General features: G+C 56.9%; 9 protein-coding genes. 8 read left to right on the forward strand and 1 reads right to left on the reverse strand.

Features of this window, described 5'->3' with window-relative positions:
• Positions 1 to 129: 129 nt before the first annotated feature.
• Positions 130 to 963: a TlpA family protein disulfide reductase gene (locus FJ398_00800; protein MBM3836493.1), complete on the reverse strand. Its 834-nt coding sequence runs from the start codon at positions 961 to 963 to the stop codon at positions 130 to 132.
• 255 nt (positions 964 to 1218) lie between these two features.
• On the opposite strand from FJ398_00800, the gene tilS reads away from it, so the two are divergent.
• The 8 genes from tilS (at position 1219) to FJ398_00840 (ending at position 19896) form a co-directional block, all read left to right on the forward strand.
• Positions 1219 to 2757 carry a tRNA lysidine(34) synthetase TilS gene (tilS, locus tag FJ398_00805; protein MBM3836494.1) on the forward strand — a complete coding sequence of 513 codons (1539 nt, stop codon included), beginning with the start codon at positions 1219 to 1221 and terminating at the stop codon, positions 2755 to 2757.
• A 236-nt stretch (positions 2758 to 2993) separates the two neighbouring features.
• Positions 2994 to 5018, forward strand: a complete 2025-nt coding sequence (gene hflB / locus FJ398_00810) for an ATP-dependent zinc metalloprotease FtsH (GenBank protein ID MBM3836495.1) — start codon at positions 2994 to 2996, stop codon at positions 5016 to 5018.
• A gap of 213 nt (positions 5019 to 5231) precedes the next feature.
• The gene (gene rpe / locus FJ398_00815) at positions 5232 to 5900 is read left to right on the forward strand and encodes a ribulose-phosphate 3-epimerase (protein MBM3836496.1); all 669 of its coding nucleotides are present in this window, start codon (positions 5232 to 5234) and stop codon (positions 5898 to 5900) included.
• 223 nt (positions 5901 to 6123) lie between these two features.
• Entirely contained in the window at positions 6124 to 7542 is a 1419-nt protein-coding gene (locus FJ398_00820) for a phosphoglucomutase/phosphomannomutase family protein (GenBank protein ID MBM3836497.1), read from the forward strand.
• Positions 7543 to 8029: 487 nt separating this feature from the next.
• Positions 8030 to 9820, forward strand: coding sequence for an elongation factor 4 (gene lepA / locus FJ398_00825; GenBank protein ID MBM3836498.1), 1791 nt, complete (start codon positions 8030 to 8032; stop codon positions 9818 to 9820).
• Between the two features lie 47 nt (positions 9821 to 9867).
• Entirely contained in the window at positions 9868 to 11046 is a 1179-nt protein-coding gene (lepB, locus tag FJ398_00830; GenBank protein MBM3836499.1) for a signal peptidase I, read from the forward strand.
• A complete protein-coding gene (gene lepB / locus FJ398_00835) occupies positions 10992 to 12233 on the forward strand; it encodes a signal peptidase I (protein ID MBM3836500.1) in 1242 nt (413 codons plus the stop codon). The genes lepB (FJ398_00830) and lepB (FJ398_00835) overlap by 55 nt, the downstream gene beginning before the upstream one ends.
• Positions 12234 to 12987: 754 nt before the next feature.
• Entirely contained in the window at positions 12988 to 19896 is a 6909-nt protein-coding gene (locus FJ398_00840; GenBank protein MBM3836501.1) for a CHRD domain-containing protein, read from the forward strand.
• Positions 19897 to 19905: the final 9 nt, after the last annotated feature.

Here is a 19905-nt window from a genome sequence, read left to right on the forward strand (position 1 = left end):
GCCGAATTTTGCCTGGGGCTGCGTTGCTCCTCGGTCACAGCCCCACTGGCGGGGGATGCTCGCTCGTCGCGCCTTGCCCCAGGCCAAATTGGGCGCAACGAACGTGAGCGTATTTACGAAACGGACCCCTTAGGGCTTCGCCACGAGTTTGGCGACCTCCGCTTCCAGCGCTTCGCCTCTTAAATCTTTGGCGACGATTTTGCCTTCGCCGTCGAGCAGGAACGTGGCGGGGATGCTGAGGATGCCGTATTTCTCGGCGAGTTTGTTCTCCCAGCCTTTTCCGTCGAAGAATTGTTGCCAGCCCATGTTTCGCTTCTTAATGAAGCCCGTCAAAGCCGCCTCGTCCTTGTCCAGGCTGATGCCGATGATTTCAAATCCCTTGCCGTGATGTTTCTCGTAGGTCTTGAGCACATTGGGCAATTCGCCGATGCACGGGCCGCACCATGTCGCCCAGAAATCGACCAGCACAACTTTGCCTTTGTAGTTGGCAATGGACAACAGCTTGCCGGCGATATCCTTTTCTTCGAAGTCTGGGAACTTGGCGCCTACGACAAGAGATTTCTGCATCCTGTGCGCGCTATCCTGCTTCTGGATCAAGGTGATCATGTCGTCGGCGCCCTTGGCCCGTTTCGTGTCGGGGAAGTCGGTTTTGAGCCGTTTGACATGATCCAGAGCTTTCTCGAAATTCTCCATGATCTCCAGATACAGGACGGCTTTCATGAAGAGGATTTCAGCGACCTCGTCAGTTTTGTCAGCTTTGTGCTTCTCCAACAGCGCGTCGAATTCCTTGAGTTCGTCGGCCAAGTCCTGCTCCGTATTCTTCTCCTGCTTAAGCTTCTCCTTGACCTTCACGACCAGCGCCTGGAGGTCGGCTTTGGGATTGGTTTTCTCCGCAGCGATTGCAGGGCCGGCCGAAAGGGTCAGCGCGGCAACGACGAACACGAACAGTGTTTTTTTGATCATTAGGGTTGGAAAGTTGAGGATTAGGATGCGTTCAAACTCCGGCGATCAGGCCAGCGAAGCAGAGAGATGGCAAGCGAATTCCCGGCAGCGCGACGGCGTCACGGCTGATTCCAGAATCGGCGAAAGGAGCGCGGGCAGCCGTGCCCGCGCGCTTCTGAAGATCTGGAGAGAAGCCTCTCGCGGGCAGGCTGTCCGCGCTCCTCCCTGCGCTCCACCATGCTTGCCGCTGTCTTTTGGCCACCTTAAGCTGGGTCGGTGAGTGACCTGCCGATCGCGATCAATGAAACCGTCCGGCGCTTGAAGCTCTTTGAGCCGCGCCAGTCCATCCTGGTGGCCGTCTCGGGAGGAATTGACTCGATGGCGCTGCTCTACGTGCTGAACCGGCTGGCGCCGGAGCACGCGTGGCGTTTGGTGGTGGCGCACTTCAATCATCGCCTGCGCGGCCGGGCGAGCGACGCGGACGAAGCGTTCGTGAGGAAATCGGCGAAGGCGCTTGGGTTGGCGTTCGCCAGTTCGGGCGCGGATGTGAAAAGGTTTGCGCGGCGGCACAAACTCTCCGTGGAAATGGCGGCGCGCAAGTTGCGGCACGATTTTTTCGCGCGGACTTGTTCGCGTTTCGGCATCCGGACGGTTGCCCTGGCCCATCACGCGGACGATCAAGTGGAGTTGTTTTTCCTTCGTCTGCTGCGCGGCGCAGGCGGTGAAGGCCTCGCGGGCATGGACTGGATCAGCCCCTCGCCGAGCGACCCGAGGATTCACCTCGTGCGGCCGTTTCTCAATGTTCGCAAAGAGGAATTGCGCGCCTTCGCCCAAGAGCAAGACATCGCGCACCGAGAAGATGCGACGAATGCGGCTCTGGAACACCAGCGGAATCGCATTCGCCACGAACTGCTCCCCTTGCTTCGGGTGAAGTACCAGCCGGCGCTGGCTAAAATCGTCCCGCGTGTCATGGAGATCATTCGTGAGGAGTCGGATTTCGTCACTCGATCCGCGCTGGCATGGTTGGCCGAGAATGGACCGGTCGCTTTGGCGGAACTTTCCCATGAACGGTCTCTTCGGACCGTGGCCTTTAGGCCGCTTCAACGCTCACCAGCGGAGCGCGCGCGGAAGCAGCCTGAAGACTGCGGTCCTCCAGGGCTTCGGTTCATGGGTGATCTCCGACGAGGAGACGCTGTTGCCGGTGGATTTGAACTGCTTCCGGTCGCGGTCCAGCGCCGGATCATGCATTTGGAATTGGCTCGCCTGGGCGTCGCGCCGGAATTTGAGTTGATCGAACGGCTGCGAGGTTCCGTGGGGGAGATTATCTCTGTGAATTCGATCCTGGCGATTTGGAGGGACGGACAGGGCCGGCTCCAATTTCGGCGTCCGACCCAGTTTCATTTCGACTCGAACACGATCTGGCTGAATGTGGCCGAGAAGCGTGGGCATGCGGATTTCGATGGTCTGAAGGTTGCGTGGCAGATCGAGCCTTGGAAACACGGAACAGATTGGCGCCAGAAGCTGAGAGGGCAAGCCGAGCAGTTCGACGCACGGAAGGTGGGATCGCCAATCATCCTGCGACACTGGCGGCCTGGAGACCGATTTCAGCCGATCGGCCTGCCTGCGTCCGTGAAAGTGCAGGATTTGCTGACCAACGCGAAAATTCCCCGGTCGCGCCGCCACCGCTTGGTGCTGGCGACTACACCAAGAAGGGAAATCTTTTGGATCGAGGATTTCAGGATTTCCGAGCGCTTCAAGGTCACGCGGCATACGACGTCTTGCCTGCGATGGGCGTGGCAACGGGCGCGAGCGTGATCCCTATGCACGTTGTCGGGAAACCATGGATTACGTGGCCAGCGAAGCCGGAGCCAAAATAACCGCGGATCTCACGGATTACGCGGCTAGGAGGCGGTTGTTGATCTGTGTGATCCGTGTCATCCGTGGTTGTTATCCTTTGTGTAGCGGACTGATTCACGGCCCAAATCCGGGCCCAAACAGCGGTTGCGTCGCCTATGCCACCATGATAGCTTGGCCCGGATTGGGAAAAGCAAATGGCTGACGAAAACAAACACTCCGGCAACGGAAAAAAAGAAAAGAACGGCGAGATCCGAGTGCCGCCCCGCAATTGGCTGCTCTGGATTTTGATCCTGGGCGCGATCCCTTTGCTGATGCTGCTTCAGAACAGCAAGAAAGCGAATGTCCAGGTGATCAAGCGTTCTCAACTGATTGCTCTGCTCACAAACGATCTGATTGTCTCCGGCGCGATTCATTACAGCCCGCAGGCGTCGCTTCTGAGCGAGATTGAAGGCAAGGCCTACAAGACTGACTTGGAGGGGAAAAAGATCGAAGGAGAGTTTGCCAATTTCCGGATCAAAACGCGCCTGGACGATGATCTGGAGAAGGCGCTGCTGAATTCCGGCAAATTCGAGACTTACGAAGCCAGCGCGCTTTTGTTGAATTTGTTTGTCACGATTCTCCCGATTCTTTTCGTGGCGTTCTTGATTTACTTTTTCTTCATCCGCCAGATCAAAATGGCCGGCAAAGGCGCGCTCAGCTTCGGCAAGAGCAAGGCGCGGCTCCTGAGCAAAGAGAAAAACCGGACGACGTTCAAGGACGTCGCGGGCGTCGAGGAAGCGAAAGAAGAGGTCTCCGAACTCGTTGAGTTTCTCAAAGACCCCAAGAAATTTCAAAAACTGGGCGGGCGCATTCCCAAAGGCATCTTGATGATCGGTGCGCCCGGCACGGGCAAAACGCTCCTGGCCAAGGCCATCGCCGGGGAAGCGGACGCCGCGTTCTTCAGCATCAGCGGCTCGGACTTTGTGGAAATGTTCGTCGGCGTCGGCGCCAGCCGCGTGCGCGATATGTTCGAGCAAGCGCGCAAGAACACGCCTTGCCTGATCTTCATCGACGAAATTGACGCGGTTGGGCGGAGCCGTGGCCACGGTTTGGGCGGCGGAAACGACGAGCGCGAGCAAACTTTGAATGCGTTGCTGGTGGAGATGGATGGGTTCGACACGCAGGAAGGCATTATCATCATCGCGGCGACGAATCGGCCCGACGTGCTCGATCCCGCGTTGCTCCGGCCCGGACGCTTTGATCGGCAAATCACCGTGAATCTGCCTGATGTGCGTGGCCGGGAAGCGATTCTCAAGGTTCACGCGAAGAACGTTAAGCTGGACCCGACCGTGAACCTCGCTGTCATTGCGCGCGGCACGCCTGGCTATTCTGGAGCCGAGTTGGCCAACTTGCTCAACGAAGCGGCGCTTCTGGCGGCGCGCACGAGCAAAAAAGCCGTCGGAATGGCGGAGTTGGAAGAAGCGCGCGACAAAGTGCGTTGGGGCCGTGAGCGCCGCAGTCTGGCCATGACGGACGAGGAAAAGAAGTTCACCGCCTGGCACGAGGGGGGCCATGCGCTCGTGAACGTCGTGCTCGAGCACACGCATCCCCTGCACAAGGTGACCATCATCCCCCGCGGACAAGCGCTCGGCTCAACGATGTCGCTTCCCAAGCAGGATATTTTGAACCGCCGCCGCAAGGAAATGCTCGCCATGATTTCGGTGACGATGGCCGGACGCATTGCCGAGGAAATCGTGTCCGGGGACATCTCGACTGGCGCCGCCGGCGACATTCAGCAAGCGACGCAAATGGCCCGGGCGATGGTTTGCCATTTCGGCATGAGCGAGAAACTCGGCATGGTCCAGTACGGCGACAACAACGAATACGTCTTCCTCGGCCGCGAGATGATTCGAAGCAAGGATTACAGCGAACGCATCGCGGAAGAGATCGACGCCGAGGTCAAGCGCATCATCGACGAATGCTATCGCATCGCCGAAGACATCATTGACATCCACCGGAAGAAGTTGGAGTTGATTGCCCAATCCTTGCTCGAATACGAGACGCTGGACGGAAGCCAGGTGGAAGAGATCGTGAAGACGGGCAAGCTGACTCCGCCTGCGCCAACTCCGAAGACCGACCCGCCCTCCGGCGCGCTGGCCGCCACGCCACTGCCTGAAGTGCCGCGTCCCGCCCCGCCACATTTGCCCGGCCTCGGCTCACCGGCGCCGGCGGCGGCGTAACGCCGACTTTGCGCAGTCCTGGAGCCGCAACCGCGAACAAGGGACACGAAATGGCACGGCGTGGAGGCGCCCTTCAACTCAGGGAATGGGCAGATAACGCGCAGGACATTGGCGCATGATCTCCCAAGTCTAGGCCAGCCGGATTGTTCCCCTCGTTCCTCCGTGAAGTTGGCCCGAAGTTGACTCTGGTCTTCAAATCCTTAGCCTCGCGCCATGATTATTGCGCCCTCCTTGTTGGCGGCGAACTTCGGTCGGTTCGGAGACGAAGCCAGACGCGCGGAAAAGTCGGGCGCGGAATGGTTGCATCTGGACATCATGGACGGCCATTTCGTGCCGAACATCTCGTTTGGCCCGGGCGTCGTGCAAAACCTCCGGCCGCTTTCGCGCCTGTTTTTTGACGTGCACTTGATGTGTTCGAGACCCGAAATTTTGCTGGACCCCTTTGCCAAAGCGGGCGCCGACTTGATCACCGTGCACGTCGAACTGGACGACCGGGTTCTGCCTTTGCTCTGGAAAATCAAGTCGTTGGGCAAGCAAGTCGGGTTGGCGGTCAATCCGCCCACTCCCATCGCCGCCGCGGAGCCGTTCCTGAAACAAATCGATCTGTTGCTGGTGATGACGGTCAATCCGGGCTTCGGCGGGCAATCGTTCATCGAGGAGACGGTGCCGAAGATTCAACAAGCGGACGCCTGGCGTCGCGAGAAAAAGCTGAAATACCGCCTGGAGGTCGATGGCGGAATCAATTTCAAAACCGCCGCCGAATGCGCGCGGTCCGGCGCCGACACGTTCGTCAGCGGCACCGGCCTTTTCGCTCACCGCAACATGAAGGCGGCGGTGCGGAAGATGAGGGCTATTGTCCAGGAGCAGCGCGTTCGCGATTGAGCAGTTGTCAGTTGCCAGTGGTCAGTGGGGCGAAGCGCCTGCCAGGCCGTGATTTCAATGCATCCGAGCAGGCGATTTCTATGCGCGACACATCCCCCTTCCAGCCGGTGTTTATTGGGGACCAATTCCCTGCGAAGCAAGACGATGGCTCCGCAGGAGCGTCGCCCCACCGCCACGCTCACCCCACTGGCAACTGGCCACTGACAACTGACCACTGAAGAGGATGACACCCATCAAATTCGGCACGGACGGCTGGCGCGCGGTCATTGCGGAGGATTTCACTTTTCACAACGTGGACCGTGTCGCCCAGGCGCTGGCCGATTACTGGAACACAAATCCCGTACCGGACACGCAAAAGAAGGTGGTTGTGGGTTACGACCGGCGATTCTTGTCCGATCAATTCGCGGCGCGCATGGCCGAGGTGCTGGCGGGAAATGCATTTCAAGTCACGCTCACGGACCGGCCCACGCCGACCCCGGCCGTTTCGTTTGCCGTAAAAGCGCAGCGGGCGGCTGGCGGGGTCATGATCACCGCGAGCCACAATCCGCCGCGGTTCAATGGCGTGAAGATCAAAGCGCACTTCGGAGGCTCGGCGGATGCCGCCCTTTGCGCGGGGGTCGAGGCGCTCCTGGATCAGCAGGCGGTGAAATCGGTGAGCTTGAGCGCCGGCCGGGCGCGCAAGCAGATTCACGTGAAAGATTTGTGCCCGGCCCATTTCCGAGCCGTGAAGCAGAAGGTTAATTTTGCGCTCATTGCCCGGTCGAGAATTCGTTTTGCCCACGACGCATTATTCGGCGTCGGAGCGGGGTGTTTCGAGGAATTGCTGGCCGGGACGACGTGCCGGGTCACGACGTTGAACGCACAACACGACCCCTTTTTCGGCGGCATCAATCCGGAGCCCATCGACAAAAATTACGGACGCAGTTCGGCCTACTTGAAAAAGCACCCGCACGACATCTGTCTCGTGACGGACGGCGACGCGGATCGCGTTGGCGGAATGGATGGGAGAGGGAATCCGTTGACGACGCACAAAATCATTTGCCTGATGCTGCGTCACCTGATCCACCACCGCCAGGAGAAAGGACGCGTCATCAAGGCCCTCACCACCACCTCCATGGTGGACAAGATGTGCGCGGCCTACGGTCTGCCGTTGGTGGAGACCGGGGTCGGCTTCAAATACATCTGCTCGGAAATGCTGAAGGGCGACGTGCTTCTCGGATTCGAGGAGAGCGGCGGAATCGGCTTTCCGGGACACATTCCCGAACGGGACGGCATCCTGGCCGGCCTGATGTTGCTGGAGTTGCTCGCGGCAGAAGGAGCGCCGCTTTCGAAGCTGCTGGCGCGGCTGGAGAAGGATTTCGGACCGCACCACTACGGGAGAATCGACACCCATTTCCCGCTGGAGAAGCGACCGGAGTTGATGAGCCATTGCCGGGAGCATCCGCCCGCCAGGCTCCTGGGTTCGCCGCTGGCAGGCGTGAAGTCCTACGACGGGGTGAAATTCATCGCCCAGGACGGAACCTGGCTCATGTTGCGCGGATCGGGCACGGAACCGATTCTGCGCATTTACGCCGAGGGTCAATCCGATGCCGCTGTCCGGAAACTACTTCGGCTGGGGGTGGAGATGACGAAGCAAGTTTGAGAAAGGCCATCGTTTCGAGCGCGTGTGGGAGCTGTCTTTCTGTGCACAGTTCGATAAGTGTGCACATGAAGTCGAAGGTCCGTTTCAGGATCGACCAGGGGGGCCAAGTTTTGAAGTGAATTCCCTTTTCTTCGCGCCGAGCGCGATTATCTTGTCCAACCTTCGGGCTCGGAGACGCGGACCGCTGAGTTGGGGGTAGCGCAGAGTTGCACTCTGCCGTATCGCCGATTTGCACTCGGCGGCGCTCGGCAGGTTCCAGGGCGCTCGATCTGGTCGGCCGCTTGCGGAATGCAATTCCGCGATACAGCAGATTGAAAATCTGCGCTACGGTGGACACATACCCGACTGCAAATCGGCGATACGACAGCCTGCAACTCTGCGTTACGTCGAAGGCGCGATGCCGGGCGAACGAAACGAATCCCGTGGTCAACGGTTGAAAAGAAATGGGTTTCAGATTACGTAAAAGCAAAGAAATTGGTTAAAGTCAATGGACGCAAAACACATTCGAAATTTCAGCATCATTGCGCACATTGACCACGGAAAGACCACGCTGTCGGACCGCTTGTTGCACCGGACCGGAACGATCACGGATCGCGAGATGCAGGATCAGTTGCTGGACTCCATGGATCTGGAGCGCGAGCGCGGGATCACGATCAAGGCGCATCCGGTGACCATGCTGTACCGCGCGGGAGACGGGCAGACCTATGAATTGAATCTCATCGACACCCCCGGCCACGTCGATTTTTCCTACGAAGTTTCGCGGAGCCTGAGCGCTTGCGAAGGGGCGCTGCTGGTGATCGATGCCGCTCAAGGCGTGGAGGCGCAAACCGTGGCGAACGTCCACCTGGCGATGAAGCAAAACCTGACGATCATCCCGGTGATCAACAAAATCGATTTGCCCCACGCGAATGTTGAACTGACGAAGACCCAGCTTGAGGACATCCTGGCCATTCCCGGCGAGACCGCCATTTCGGTCAGCGCGAAGGAGGGGATCGGAATCGACGAACTGCTGGAAGCGATCGTTGCGCGCGTGCCTCCGCCGAAACCCACCGGCGCCAAATCGCTGCAAGCTCTGTCCTTCGATTCCTATTTCGACACTTACAAAGGCGTGGTGACGCACGTGCGGGTGTTCAACGGAGAATTGAAACCGGGGATCCAGGTGAAGCTGCTGCACTCCGGAAAAACGGTCGAAGTGAAAGAGGTCGGGAGTTTCAATCCCAAGCCGTACGTGCGGGAAAAACTGGAGGTGGGCGAGACAGGATACCTGACGGCCAATATCAAGAGTCCGAAGGACGTGAAGATGGGGGACACGATCACTGACGCGCGCCATCCTGCTGCGCCGCTGCCCGGATTTCAGGAAATTCACCCCATGGTGTTCAGCGGCATTTACCCGATCAACACCGCCGATTACGAACATCTTAAAGCCAACATGGAGAAACTGCAGCTCAACGATTCCGCGTTCGTCTATCAACCGGAGAGTTCGGTGGCGCTGGGTTTCGGGTTCCGTTGCGGGTTTTTGGGATTGCTGCATTTGGAAATCGTTCAGGAGCGCCTCCGCCGGGAATACGGCATGGACATCATCGCGACCTATCCCAGCGTGATCTATCGCGTGACGATGACGAGCGGAGAATTGAAGGAAATCGACAATCCCGCCTATCTGCCGGAGCCGAACTATATCGGAAAAATCGAGGAACCCATGGTCAAATCTTTCGTGATTTGCCCGAACGAATACATTGGCGACATGATGGGCTTGATCGCGGAGAAGCGCGGCGTGGTCGATCACACCGAAACTCTCGATACGCGGCGCGTGATGTTGACGAGCCTGTTGCCGTTGAACGAAATCTTGATCGACTTCCATGACCGCATCAAGAGCATCACGCGCGGCTACGGGTCGATGGATTACGAGTACGCGGGCTATGCCGAGTCCGAAATGGTCAAGCTGGACATGCTCGTGAACAGCGAGGCCGTGGATGCGTTCTCGTGCATCGTGCACCGCGACAAAGCCGAATTCAGAGGGCGCGCGCTGGCGGCGAAGCTGAAGGAGGTTATTCCCCGGCAGCAATTCGCCGTCGCCATTCAAGCGGCCATTGGCGGAAAGATCATCGCGCGCGAGACGGTCGGCGCGCTGCGAAAGGACGTGACGGCAAAGTGCTATGGCGGCGACATCACGCGGAAACGAAAATTGCTGGAGAAACAGAAGGAAGGGAAAAAGAAAATGAAAGCCTTCGGCTCGGTGCAGATTCCGCAGGAAGCGTTCATTGAGGTGCTGAAAGCATGAGCGCGTTGTGATTTTATGAAGCGCCATTCGGAATACGGATTGATGCGATGAGTAAGCTGCTCTCTCGTTGGTTGTTTTCAAGAACGGTTCGCGAGGCGAGCTACCTGTGCCAGCGCGTCCGGAAAATTGCCAGCGCGCAACGCGATTTGCTTCTTCCGCAAGGGCTGGATTCCATTGGGCGGGCTCTCTCCGAAGTGCGGCTGGCTTTGTCGAACGGCGCGGACACGGCCGCGGTTCTGGACCGAGCCGCGAATTTGGAAGCTACGGCCAACAAATGGCTGAGGCCTTATCCTGCGGCCAGCATCCGCGAAAACGTCGATGTGATGCTGGTCGCGCTGGTCGTGGCGTTGGGGATTCGCACTTTTTTTCTGCAACCCATGGCGATCCCAACCGGCTCCATGCAACCGACTCTCTACGGCATCACCTACGAAGATCTGCGGCAGACGCCGGACGTCGAAGTTCCGGGAATGCTCGCGAGAATTTTCCAGCGGAGCGTTCTGGGCGCCAAGTACTGCCACGTGGTCGCCGAGCGAGACGATGTTTTCCTCGGATTTGAACCGCCGCGAAAAGTGGCTGGTTTTGTCCATACGCAGAGAATGATCTTCCAGAATGGACCGCCGCACACGATCTGGTTCGCGCCGGAGAAACTGGATGAGAAGTCAGGACTTCATTCGCAGCGTCCTGTCCGCAAAGGCGAGGAACTGATCAAACTGAAGGTCATGAGCGGAGATCGGCTGTTCGTGGACCGATTCACCTACCATTTCCGGCGGCCGCGGCGCGGGGAGATCGTGATTTTTTCTTCACAGGGTTTGCCCAAGCTCACGCCGGACACGCATTACATCAAGCGCCTCGTCGGACTTGGCGGCGAAAAAACTCGCATCGGAGATGATCGGCATCTTTACATCGATGGCAAACGCGTCGAGGCGACGGCCCCGGGCTTCGAGAATCTCTATGGCTTTCACGGGCCGCCGCAGGAAAACCAATACAGCGGCCATTTGAACGATGCCACTGCGGCTCGGTGCGGCAAAGCCGGCCTGGCACCCAATTTCCCGAATGCCGCCAGCGAATTTCCGATCCCGCCAGATCACTACCTGTTCATGGGCGATAACACATTGAACAGCTCGGATGGACGATACTTCGATCCGATCCCACAGGAGAAAGTCGTGGGCAAATGCGCGTTTGTTTTCTGGCCTGTGAGCCGGCGTTTTGGGTGGGGTTTCCGGTAAAAAGCTTGACCATGTGCATTCAGTGGTTTCTTTCACGCGCCGTTCGCCGAGCCACGGAGCTCCGGCAACAGGTGCTCCGACTTGTCAACGAGCAGCGGGATATCCTTGCCGCGGACACCGTGACCTCTCTGCTGCATGCGGCGGAAGAACTCAGATCCACGATTCGATCGCGCCAGGGCAAAGCCAAACTGGAGGCCGGGATGGCTCGGGTGACCGAAATTGCCAACGAGAAGTTAAAGCCGTACCCGTGCGCGAGCGCGCGCGAAAACGTAAAGGAGTTGCTCGTGGCCGCGACCGTCATACTCGCCTTCACCACTTTTTTTCTTCAACTCACAAAGATTCCGACCGGCTCGATGCAGCCGACGCTGTACGGCATCACCCATGAGGATTTGCGAAGCCGTCCGGATTTCAGGATTCCCGGACGGCTGGCTCGTTTCGCGCGTTACTGGTTTCGCGGCGAATCCTATTGCGAAATCATCGCCAAGACAGACGGCGTGATCCGAGAGGTGCCCCAGCCGAAGTTGGTTCTGCCGTTTGTAAAGCAGCAGAGCTTCAAGATTGGCGACGTGGCGGACCGAGTCTGGCTCCCACCCGAGCAATTGCTCACGCGGTACGGACTGCATGAAGGCCGCTCCGTGCATGCGGGCGAAACCATCGCGCGGCTCAAAGTTGTCGCGGGAGACCATCTGCTCGTGGACCGATTCACTTACAATTTTCGCCGCCCGACGCGCGGTGAAATTATCGTCTTCAAAACACGCGGCATTGCCGACCTGGACCAGGATCAACTTTACATCAAGCGGCTTGTCGCGTTACCGGGAGAACGCGTCCGCATCGGCAACGACCAGCATCTCGTGATCAATGAGCGGCGCCTGGACGCCGCTACGCCCGGCTTCGAAAACGTCTATACGTTTTCTCCGACCAATTGGGTGGAGAATCAGTGCTTCGGGCACGTGAACCAGGTCGTGGCGAACCGCTGGCGCAATGGGTACCCCTTGTTGGCTCCGCGTTTCCACGATGAAACTGTGGAGCGGGTCGTTGGCTCACGCCAGTACCTCGCGATGGGTGACAACACGCTCAACAGCCGCGATTCTCGCGACTGGGGCGATCTGCCGCAGGAGAATGTCATCGGCAAATGCTGGTTCGTCTATTGGCCATTTACCGAGCGCTTCGGCTGGGCGGTGAGGTGATATTCGTTCAACCGCAAATGAACGCGAATTATCAGTCATTGGCGTTCATTCGAACAAAGGGAATCCTTCCTTCGCATTTTGACCTGTTCACCCAAGCTTTGCGTGAGTTAAAAAATCTTGATCTCGCGGGCTACAAACAATCGGAACGCTTGCAGCCGAGTCAGTCTTTGCCGCTTCAGCAAGTCCTTTTACGGCTCGGCTACTGACCCAACTTTGAACTTTGAACTCGAAACTTGAACTCTCCGCGCGGGCCGTGGAGCGTTCGCTTCCTATTGTTGCTGCGCAGACCGTGCTGAGCCGCGTGAGTTCCACGCATCCCGCGTCATCCTCATGCGATTTCCATTCCATGGTTGCCTGTCACCCGCCGTCTCGCGCCTCGAAGGTGGTTTGTGAAAAACTATTCCTTGACAAAGCCCATTCTGAAAGCCAGGAATGGCGGCCGATAATTAGGACAGGAAGGCATTGTGAGGCTCGCTTCGGTTTTTTTCCGCAGCCCGGTCTGCAATTTGCTTTTGTTTTCGTCAACAGTGTGGGATTGATCTTGCGGGATAAACTTCGCGAAAGCATAAGATGAGCCGGACTCAATTTGCGTGAGGCATTTCAAAGTGGGTCCGCCAGAGATTTCGTGAATCGCTCAACGCGTCTGAAAACGTCGATTCGTGCCCAGTTTGAGACAATTAGAAATGGACGACCGAGAGGCTGTCAGCGGTGAATAAGATGTGAATAACTTTTTTTTTCAGAACTTTTTTCTTGCATGAAAATTGAAAAAACCCTATTTCTACCGCCAATGCACAAAAAACTTGTCCAAGCTCCGACAGATATGCGAAAGAACAGTTACCCCCAAAACACCATGAATAGGCACTTGATCAACCTTTTAGGGAAACGCCATGGCGCTACCGGGCTATGGGCTTTGTTAGTTGTTGTGTGTACTCTAGGCTTCGCCTTGCCAGCGAAGGCGGCAAACGTTAAGGCGATCTCGGCGACCCTCAATACGACCAAGGAGAGTTGCCCCAGTGGCGCGATTGATCCAGGCGAGACAAACACCGTCGCGTTTGTGTTCAGGAATGCTACGACTTCAGATATGAAGGACGTGACGATCACCCTCAAGAATCGAGTTGGCGGCGTTGAATTCTCCCTCACAAGCGGGCAGAAGGTGACCATTCCCAAAGAATCTAATGTCACGCTTGATTTCATGTTTCGAACTGATGGTGCCTGTGGATCGACCCTTATGCCTGATTTCACCGTTGGCGGCGGTGCTACCGGTTTGGACGACGCATCGAAATTCCAGCTCGCGGTCGGTCAGGTTCTCAAGCCCGTTACGGCGAAAGACGGCGGGGCAGTTACAATTAATGACAACGCCAAGGCTGGTCCCTTCCCGTCCTCAATCAACTTATCGGGGCTCGCCCAACCGGTTTCAGGTTCTCTGACTGCTGCCAGGATTTCCAAGGTAACCGTCAAGTTAAATAGCATCAATCATGGTTACAGTAGTGACGTGACTGTGATGTTGAAAAAGGGTGCCAAATCTGTCGTGCTCATGCGAAACGTGGGCGTCGGCTCTCCCTTGGATTCGGGCACGACGTTGACCTTTGCAGACAGCGGCTCAGCCCTCCCTCCCTCCACGAAGATTTCTTCAGGAACTTTCAGGCCGACCGATTACGGTTCCGGGGCGGTGAGTGATCAAGGTTCACCGTCTGCGACAACCCTGTCCACGTTCGAAGGAGATTCCGTAGATCCAAACGGCGATTGGCAACTCTTCGTCGTTGACACTGCTTCGGGTGCCACCGGTACGATTGGAAGTTGGACCCTTGAATTGGAGATCACTTCAAAACAGTGCTGCGGGGTCGGGCAGACGTTCCCAACCATCACGAGGACAACCGGTGATGGCGGCGCGGCTGGCATTGCGGACAAGTCGATCGCCGAAGACGCGAAAGATGTGGTCATTGCCACTTTCGACGTAAAAGATTTGGAGACTGCCACAGACAAATTGCTCGCGCTTCAAGTGACGTCTTCGGATCAATCGTTAATTAAGGATTCCAGCATAACCAAGACCCTCAGCGGCAGCACCTTCACGTTGAAGGGAACAGCCGAAGCTAATCAGAACAACGTGACGCGCGGTGGCCCATCGACGATTACCGTCGTTGCGTCCGACCCGGAACAACGTACTGCCACAACGACCTTCAAAGTGAACGTGGATTCGGCCAACGACACCCCAACCGTTACCGAAATCCGCGGTCAATCTGCAAATAAGGGTCAGACGGTTGGGCCGCTGGAAATCACGATTGGTGATGTGGAAACACCAGCAAACAACTTGATTATCAGCGTAGATTCAGACAACAAGACCCTCGTGCCCAATTCGAATATCCAAGTCTCTTCCTCCGGCTCAACCCGCCAGGTGACTGTCCGCCCGTTTTCAGCGACGGCCAACGGTGTAGCCTTGATTACCATCAAAGTGGATGACGGCAATTCAACAGGTGAAGGGGGTGGAGCAAAGGACGCTACGTCCCAGTTCAAAGTCAAGTTTACCACTGAAGCGGGCGACCCAACCATCGAACCCCTTAAGAATCAATCCACCGATGAGGATACGACCAAAACGGTTCCATTCATCGTAAAGTCGAACTCAGCTAATGCTGTAACAAACTTGACGACTACAGCGACAATCATCGCTGGCGAGACTCTTCTCGCCTCGGTGAGCACCTCCGGCACGTCAAACGATCGGACCCTGACTATCGTTCCAGCGGCCAATAAACACGGCACGGCCACGGTTAAGGTCGAAGTAAAAGATCCCAGTAATAACAAAACCGATAATACCGGCGAATTTACCGTGACGATTAACGCGGTCAATGATGCGCCTACGATCAGCGCGATCGCAGAGCAAACAATCAATGAAGATGCATCCACTGCGGACATCGCCTTTACCATAGGCGATGTTGAGACGCCGCCTGGCGAGCTGGCTATCGCCGTGGCTTCGTCAAACATCGAGCTGGTCGCTACAACCGATGTGACCTTCGGCGGGTCGGGTGCCAACCGAACAATCAAAGTCCAACCGAAGGCGAATAAGTTTGGCAAAGCTGAGCTTACGGTCAGTGTCACGGACAAAGGCGCACAAAACGACGGAACTAATCCGGCTACGGCCTCACAAAAATTCATCGTGAATGTCAGTCCCGTCAACGACGCGCCGACCATTAACAAGATCGTGACAACTGATGCGGGTACGATCAACAACGACAGCCCGCCCACACTCGTGACCGTAGATGAGGACGACTCGCTCAATTCTGATGGGACTCCGAAGGAACGCACGATCACGCTCGAAGGCATAGGGGTCGGACCTTCAAACGAAAGTGAACAGTCGGTGACCATTACGGCTACCTCCGACAACACCGGCCTGATCGCGAATCCGACCATCGATCCTGCAAAGATTAAGACGAGCGGCAACGCCACGTTGAAATACACAACGGCGAAGGACAAAAACGGAACAGCAACCATTACACTCACTTTGACAGATGACGGCGCGCCTGCTGCGACCACGGTCAAGAAATTCAAGATTGCGGTGAACGCGGTAAACGACACACCGACGATTGACGCGATCGCACCTCAGGAAACTCCGAAGAACACCGGCATCTCTGTGACATTTGTCGCCAAAGACGTCGAAACAACTCCCGCGGCACTTCTCACGATAAACGTGACCCAGGGCGGCGAAGGCGCTGGTTACAATGCCAATCTCATCGATGCAATCGAGCTTTACGCAGCCAACACAAAACTGACGATAATTCCCAAGAATGGGCAGTTGGGGAAGCGTGACATCACGCTAACCGCGACCGACAAAGGTGAGCCGAGCGGCAGTAACGTTAAGACATCGGCTGCCGTTACGTTCACCCTGACTGTTTCCGATATCGCGCCGCCGACGATATCATTCGCTAAGTCGAGCGACACGATCGACGAAGATACGGTCGCAGTTGCAACGATTAGTCTGGAGGACAACAAGAATCTTGATCCGGCAAAACTATCCTGGACGAGTAGCAATGCGGACCTTGTGCCCGCCGCCAATGTGTTGTTTAGCGGGATTCCAACTGGCGCGAGCAGCACCACCACCGGCAAAATGGTTGTCGTTCCAGTCGCCAATGCCAACAGCCAGAACTTGTCCGTAACGGGTCCTGTGACCATAACTGTCACCTACACCGACGATGAGAAGTTGTCCCGGAGCGCGACCTATGCGCTGACAGTCGCACCGGTGGCCGATACTCCGACCATCTCATTGTCCAAGACAACGGTAACGGTGAATGAAGACGTGACTCAGGTGAAGGATGGGGACAAGGATATTACCATCACCGTCGCGGATGCGGATGCTCCAAACAATCCTGAACAGCTCAGTACGAAAGCTGAAGTGCAGGGGGGTGACGCCAAGAAAGCACTCTTCAGCAGTGTGACGATTAACGGCACCGGCGCAACCCGAACCGTCGTTGTGGTGCCAACGAAGGACAAATTTGACACGGCTGGCGCTGACATCAAACTTACTGTCACCGACCCGGGCGGCCTGTCTCGCGAGACGACTCTCCATGTCAACCTGACTCCGGTTAATGATCCCCCTACGATTGATAAACCGGCTAACGTCAGCATTAACGAGGATTCCGGCGAACAGTCGGTCACGCTCAAAAATGTGACTGTCGGTCCGGATAATGAGCGCACGGCGGGCGCAGATAATGTAACAACTCAAAATCAGGCGCTCAAAGATCCGAATGGAATCGTCGCCTCTGCCAATGACAAAGGCAAAGCTGCCGGGGTCAACACGCTGATTGATGTTACTCAGCAACCGACCGCCGGCAATGGCTATGTCTTAAAATTCAAGCCGAAGAGCGCACAATTTGGCACCTCCGTGATCACGGTTACAGTGACTGATACTGGCGATGGTGCTGCCAGTGTGTCATTTGAAGTCCAAATTGATCCGAGGAATCACGCCCCCACCGTTGTCATCGCAGAAGCGGATAAAGTCGTTAATACGACTCAGAGCACACTGACCAGGCTCGTCGCATTCACGCTCAACGATGCGGAAACTCTCCCGAGGGACCTCAAGTTGGAGTTTACCTCGGACAACCCCGAACTCGTTCCGAATGTTTCATCGAGCTTCATACTTACTGGATCCGATGGAGCGCGCGGCGTTCTAGTTCAACCTGCGGCAGAGAAATTTGGCACCACGAAGATCACTATTAAGGTTACCGACGCTGGAAAAGCCGGGCAACCTGCGTTGAGCGGACAAAGTGATTTCACCGTCAACGTGACTGCGGGAGTGGCTCCAACGATTTCGACCATCCCAAATCAAACGCTTAATGTGGGCGACTTCTCGGAAATTATTTCGTTCACGGTCGGTGACGCGCAGACCCCTGCAGCGGCACTGGTCGTGACGGCTAAATCACAGAATACCGCCATTATCGCTCAGGCGAATATTCAAATCGCTTCGGTCTCGTCTGCGTCCCCAAGTACCAGACAGATGATTGTCAAGGCTGGCGACACGCCGGGAACCGCAGATATCGAGGTCACCGTCAAGGACGGGGATGACAATGCGACTAAGCGGACGTTCAGCGTGACAGTGCGCGGCGAGAAGCCCAAGATCTCGTCAATTCTGAATCAAACGATCGCGAAGGGTAGCAGCACGGGTCCCATTCCATTCACGGTCAGCGACAAAGAAACCTTCCCTGGCTTCCTGCAGGTGAGTGGGCGCTCATCCAATCAGGTGTTCGTTCCGAATGCCAATGTCGTAATCGGAGGCAGCGCGGGGAGCCGGACGGTCACAGTCACTGCGGCTGCGAACCAGGAGGGTGACGCGGTCATTACCCTGACCGTGACAGACAACGAAGGGCAGACCGCATCAATTGACTTTACTGTCGCCACGCCGCCACCGGTGAACGACGCACCCACAATCACTTCAATCCAGAACCAAACAACTAACCGCGACAAAACAACGCCAGTTATGGCCTTCACGGTTGGAGACGACCAGACGGCAGTCGGCTCCCTCGTGGTTACTGCGTCGTCCTCCCTCAAGACTCTTGTTCCGGATGGAAACATCTTCCTGGGTGGAAGTGGCGCAAACCGGACAGTGTTCATCCAACCAGCAACAGGACAGGAAGGCAGCACGACGATTACCATCACCGTCACCGACAATGGCCCTGGGCCTGCGAAGTCCGCAAGCACGTCCTTCACCTTGACGGTGAAGGCCAACGAAGCACCGACGATCTCCGCAATCTTGGGGCAGACGACCGAACGCAACAGACCGACCTCCTCCATCTCCTTTACGGTCGGAGACAAGGAAACTGAGCCGGCATCACTCGCGGTCGCAGCAACCACTAGTGATGTGAACATCGTTGCTGTCTCTGGGATCGCGCTGGGTGGAAGCGGAGCAAACAGAACAGTCGTGGTGACTCCTGCATCAAACGCCGTAGGATCCGCGACCATTACCCTTACGGTCACAGACGGCGGTGGGATTACCGCAAGCACCAGCTTTACGCTGAAGGTCACGCAGCCTCCTGCCGTGAAGGGCGATTTCAATGGAGACGGTCAATCCGACTTGTTGTTCCAGGACAACGATGGATTCTTGGCTGTCTGGCTGATGAATGGGACAACACTCTCATCAGCGGGCTTCACTCTGCCGAGTAACGTTGGTGATGCCGCCTTTAGAGTCGCGACGACAGGCGACTTCGATCGCGATGGAAGTGACGATATTATCTTCCAGCATACCGATGGCAGCCTCGCAATCTGGTTCATGAACGGCAGTCTGCAAAACAGCGGTGCGCTCATCAATCCCAGCAATCCAGGCGACAGCCGCTGGCGCGTGGTCGGAGCGGCCGATTTGAACCGCGATGGCAAGCTGGACTTGGTCTTCCAACACAGTGACGGCACGCTGGCCGTGTGGTACATGGACGGCACAAGCCTGAGTTCAGCGGCACTTCTCAGCCCTGCTTCACCTGGTGACTCGAAGTGGAAGGTCGTTGGAGTGGGTGATCTCACGGGAGACGGTCGTGAGGATCTGGTCTTCCAATATTCCGATGGCACCATGGCGCTCTGGGCGATGAACGGCACAACACTGACTACCGCCAGCCTGTTGAGCCCGTCAAATCCAGGAAGTGGCTGGAGAGTCGCTGGAACAGGCAAGATCTCTAAGGCGTTCTCCGTGGCGTTGACTGGGGCTGCGGAAAGGCCGAATCCAGTGACGACGACTGCGACCGGCTCAGGCAAACTGACAATCGTCGGAAATCAACTGTCGTTTAACATCACATATTCAGGTTTGTCCGGTGTGGCAACGGGCGCGCACATTCACTTGCCTGCCAGCACTGAACAAACAGCCGGTGTTTCCATCAACTTCCAGGCCTTCAACGGCGGCGCATTTGGCACATCAGGAAGCTTGGTTGGGACAGTTACACTGACGGCTGAGCAACTCGCAGCGATCGTCGGAGGACAAGCCTACGTCAATGTGCACACTGCGGCCAACGCCGGCGGCGAAATTCGAGGACAAATCGTTTCGGATGCGTCCGCAGCCAGCAAGGTGGACTTGATCTTCCAGAGCGCAACGCGCGACTTGGCGGTTTGGTTCTTGGATGGAACGAAACTAAGGTCCGCTCAACTCCTGACGCCGAGTAATTCCGGCGGCACATGGACCTTGGTCGCTCCGAAGTAATACCTGAAA

The sequence above is a fragment of the Verrucomicrobiota bacterium genome (assembly GCA_016871535.1).
Lineage (GTDB): Bacteria > Verrucomicrobiota > Verrucomicrobiia > Limisphaerales > SIBE01 > VHCZ01.